The organism is Actinomycetes bacterium, assembly GCA_035506535.1.
Classification (GTDB): domain Bacteria; phylum Actinomycetota; class Actinomycetes; order DATJPE01; family DATJPE01; genus DATJPE01.
Genome location: DATJPE010000010.1, coordinates 1 through 4,286 on the forward strand (window position 1 = coordinate 1; position 4,286 = coordinate 4,286).

Sequence of the window (4,286 nt, forward strand, 5' to 3'; positions counted from 1 at the left end):
GGCATTTCTCGAGTCAGCCGCACGGCCGGGTCGGTGCCGGCCGGGCGGGTCGACGGCTGGGAGGATGCCCGTCATGGCACGCCGCACCACCACCCCGCCGCCCGAGGACTTCGTCGAGCGCATCGTCGACGTCGATGTCGCCGAGGAGATGCAGGGCAGCTTCCTCGAGTACGCCTACTCGGTCATCTACAGCCGCGCGCTCCCCGACGCCCGGGACGGCCTCAAGCCGGTGCACCGACGCATCCTGTACCGGATGGCCGAGATGGGGCTGCGTCCCGACCGGCCGCACGTGAAGTGCTCGCGGGTCGTCGGCGACGTGATGGGCCACCTGCACCCGCACGGGGACGGCGCGATCTACGACGCCCTGGTCCGAATGGCCCAACCGTTCTCCATGCGGGTCCCGCTGGTCGACGGGCACGGCAACTTCGGGTCCCTCGGCAACGACGACCCGCCGGCGGCGATGCGCTACACCGAGGCCCGCCTGTCGGCGGCGGCGCTGCTCATGGTGGACGGCCTCGACGAGGACGTGGCCGACTTCCGGCCCTCCTACGACGGCATGGGTAGCGAACCGTCGGTGCTGCCGGCGGCGCTGCCCAACCTGCTGGTCAACGGCGCCAGCGGCATCGCGGTCGGGATGGCGACGAACATGCCGCCCCACAACCTCGGCGAGGTCGTCGCCGCGGCCCGCCACCTGCTGGCGCACCCCGACGCGACGTTGGACCAGCTCATGCGCTTCGTCCCCGGTCCGGACCTGCCGACGGGCGGGAAGATCGTCGGCCTGGACGGGATCCGCGAGGCGTACGAGACGGGGCGAGGCTCGTTCCGTACCCGGGCCACGGCCCGCATCGAGAACGTGACCCCTCGGCGCAGGGGCATCGTCGTCACCGAGCTGCCGTACACGATCGGTCCGGAGCAGGTGACCCGCAAGATCAAGGAGATGTACGACGCCAAGCGGCTGCCGGGCATCTCCGACATCACCGACCTGTCGGACGGCAAGCAGGGCCTGCGGCTGGTCATCGAGGTGAAGAACGGCTATCACCCCGAGGCCATCCTCGAGGAGCTGTACCGGCTGACCCCCATGGAGGAGACGTTCGGGATCAACAACGTCTGCCTCGTGGACGGGCAGCCGAGAACCCTCGGGCTCGTGGAGCTGCTGCGGGTCTACGTCGAGCACCGGCTCGAGGTCGTGCGCCGGCGCAGCGCGTACCGACGTACCAAGGCGCAGGACCGCCTGCACCTGCTCGACGGCCTCCTCATCGCGCTGCTGGACATCGACGAGGTCATCCAGGTGATCCGCTCCTCGGAGGACTCCGCGGAGGCACGCGGACGGCTGCGCCAGGTCTTCGACCTCAGCGAGGCGCAGGCGACGTACCTGCTCGACCTGCAGCTGCGACGCCTCACGCGGCTCTCCCGCATCGAGATCGAGCGGGAGCGCGACCAGCTCATCGAGGACATCGCCGCGCTGACCACGATCCTCGAGGACGACGCGGTGCTGCGCCGGACGGTGTCCGCCGAGCTCGCGGAAGTCGCGAAGGCGCACTCGACCCCGCGGCGCACCGTCCTGCTCGAGTCGGCCGGCCTTCCGGCGACGGCGTCCGCGGCGGTGCCGCTGGAGGTGGCCGACGAGCCGTGCCACGTGCTCCTGTCCTCGACGGGCCTCGTCGCGCGCACGCTCACCGCGGACCCGCTGCCGTCCCAGGGGCCACGCGCCGCGCACGACTGCGTGGTGTCCGCCGTGACCACCACTGCCCGCGGGGAGGTCGGGCTGGTCACCTCCTTGGGACGGGTGCTGCGGCTGTCCGTGCTCGACCTGCCCGCGCTGCCCGCGACCGCCGGACCGCCCTCGCTCGCCGGTGGCGCCCCGCTGACCGAGTTCAGCTCCCTCGATGCCGGCGAGGCCGTCCTCGCGCTCACCTCGCTGCGTCTGGAGTCGGCGGGCCTGGCTCTTGGCACCGAGCGAGGCGTGGTCAAGCGGGTGACCCCCGACGTGCCCAGCACCCGGGAGTCCTTCGACGTCATCCGGCTCGACGACGGGGACCGCGTCGTCGGAGCCGTGGAGCTGCGCACCGGAGCGGAGGACCTCGTGTTCGTGACCTCCGACGCCCAGCTCCTGCACTTCCCGGCCTCGGCGGTACGTCCGCAGGGCCGGCCCGCCGGCGGCATGGCGGGCGTCCGGCTGGACGCCGGCGCGCGGGCGGTGTTCTTCGGCGCTGTCGGACCCGACACGCCCGACCCGGTGGTGGTCAGCGTCGCGGGATCCGCCGCGGCGCTACCGGGCACCGAGCCCGGCTCCGCGAAGGTCACTCCGTACGCCCTGTACCCGGCCAAGGGCCGAGCGACCGGAGGGGTGCGCTGCCAGCGATTCCTCCGCGGGGAGGACGTCCTCACCCTGGCCTGGGTGGGGCCGTCCCCGGCCCACGCGGCCGCGGCGAACGGGCAGCCGGTCGACCTCCCTCCGTCGGACTCGAGGCGTGACGGCTCCGGCACGGCCCTGCCCCAGGCCGTCACGGCCGTGGCAGGGCCGCCGGCCCTCTGAGTCGCGGCGGCCGACCGAGCTGCAGTCAGCCCTTTGTTGCGGCGGTCGCCCTGGGCTGCTGGTGGTCGGGCGGCTTCGCTGGTGGTCGGGACGAACGCTGGCCTGAGCGGGGGCCGGACGTTCCTTGACAGGATGGGCGGGTGCCCGACGACACCCACCGCCGCGACGCCGACGCGTTCGCCGACTTGCGGGACGCCAACGAGGTCTACGCCGCCGACTTCGCGCTGGGCGGCCTGGAACCGCGGGCCGCGCGCGGGCTGGCCGTGCTCACCTGCATGGACAGCCGCATCGAGCCGCTGACCGCCCTCGGCCTGCTCCCCGGCGACGCGAAGATCGTGCGCAACGCCGGTGCCCGGGTCACCGAGGACGTGCTGCGCACCCTCGTCCTCGCCGTCCACCTCCTGGGGGTCGAGCGGATCCTCGTCATGCCGCACACCCGCTGCCGGATGGCCGGGCAGGCGGAGAACGACGTCCACGCCGCCATCGACACGGCCACGGGCCTCGACACGCGAAGCCTGGAGTTCCGCACCGTCAGCGACCAGCTCGCCGCCCTGGACACCGACCTCCAGCGGATCCGCTCGTGGCCGTGGATCCCCGACGATGTCCCGGTCGCGGGGGCCGTCTACGACGTCGACACCGGACGCCTGGGTCCCTTGCGCTCCCCCGGACCTGACCGGCACTAGCGTGGCGCCGGGTCACCCCGTGCCTCGAAGGAGTGGGAGCGCCATGGCTGCGACGTACACCTGCGACCTGCTGATCGTGGGCGCCGGCCCCGTCGGCCTGTACGCGGCCTACTACGCCGGCTTCCGCGGGTGGCACAGCGTCATCATGGACACCCTCCCCGAGGCCGGCGGGCAGATCACCGCCATGTACCCGGAGAAGGACATCTTCGACGTCGCCGGCTTCCCGTCCGTCAAAGGCCGGGTGCTCGTCGACGCGCTGGTCGAGCAGGTCGCGCCGTACGAGCCGACGTACCTGCTCGACCACCAAGCGCTTTCCCTGGAGACCTCGGAGGAGGGTCCGGTCACCGTCACGACGACCGAGGACATCAGCGTCGAGGCGAAGGCCGTGGTCATCACCGGGGGGATCGGGTCCTTCACGCCGCGGGCGCTGCCCGCCGCCGAGGGCTGGGCCGGTCACGGGCTGGTGTACTTCGTGCCGCGGCTGGACGAGCACGCCGGCAAGGACGTCGTCATCGTGGGCGGGGGGGACAGCGCGTTCGACTGGGCTTACATGCTGCAGCCGGTCGCGAAGAGCGTCTCGCTGGTCCATCGCAGGGACGCCTTCCGCGCCCACGCCTCGATGGTCGATCAGGTGCGCGAGATGGGGGTGACGCTGCACACCTCGTGCGAGGTCGACGAGATCCGGGGCTCCGGGCAGGTCGAGGAGGTGGTCATCCGCTCCAAGACCTCCGGGGAGACCCGCACGCTGCCGGCGCAGACGGTGGTCGCCGCGCTCGGCTTCATCGCCAACATCGGGCCGATGGCGGACTGGGGGCTGGAGCTCGAGCACCGCCGCATCGTGGTGGGGACCACGATGCAGACGAACCTGCCACGGGTGTTCGGGGCGGGCGACATCGTCACCTACCCAGGCAAGGTCCCCCTCATCTCGGTCGGCTTCGGCGAGGGCGCGATCGCCGTCAACAACGCGGCGCCGGTGATCGACCCGGCCTCCCACGTCTTCCCCGGCCACAGCAGCGGCGGCTCCGCCGAGTAGGCCACTCCCACCTCCACTTGTGGCGGGTTGGTCG

General features: G+C 72.4%; 3 protein-coding genes. All 3 read left to right on the forward strand.

All coding sequences use genetic code 11. From position 1 onward, the window contains the following. Positions 1-73 precede the first annotated feature (73 nt). Positions 74-2,536, forward strand: coding sequence for a DNA topoisomerase IV subunit A (locus tag VMI11_01615; GenBank protein ID HTY71104.1), 2,463 nt, complete (start codon positions 74-76; stop codon positions 2,534-2,536). A gap of 140 nt (positions 2,537-2,676) precedes the next feature. Further along, complete coding sequence (locus VMI11_01620; protein ID HTY71105.1) at positions 2,677-3,219, forward strand: carbonic anhydrase; 543 nt, start codon at positions 2,677-2,679, stop codon at positions 3,217-3,219. A gap of 43 nt (positions 3,220-3,262) precedes the next feature. Continuing rightward, the gene (locus VMI11_01625) at positions 3,263-4,252 is read left to right on the forward strand and encodes an NAD(P)/FAD-dependent oxidoreductase (GenBank protein ID HTY71106.1); all 990 of its coding nucleotides are present in this window, start codon (positions 3,263-3,265) and stop codon (positions 4,250-4,252) included. The last annotated feature ends 34 nt before the right edge of the window (positions 4,253-4,286 follow it).

Coding starts and splice junctions, on each gene's coding strand:
- VMI11_01615 (HTY71104.1), top strand. CDS start 74: ATGGCACGCCGCACCACCACCCCGCCGCCCGAGGACTTCGTCGAGCGC.
- VMI11_01625 (HTY71106.1), top strand. CDS start 3,263: ATGGCTGCGACGTACACCTGCGACCTGCTGATCGTGGGCGCCGGCCCC.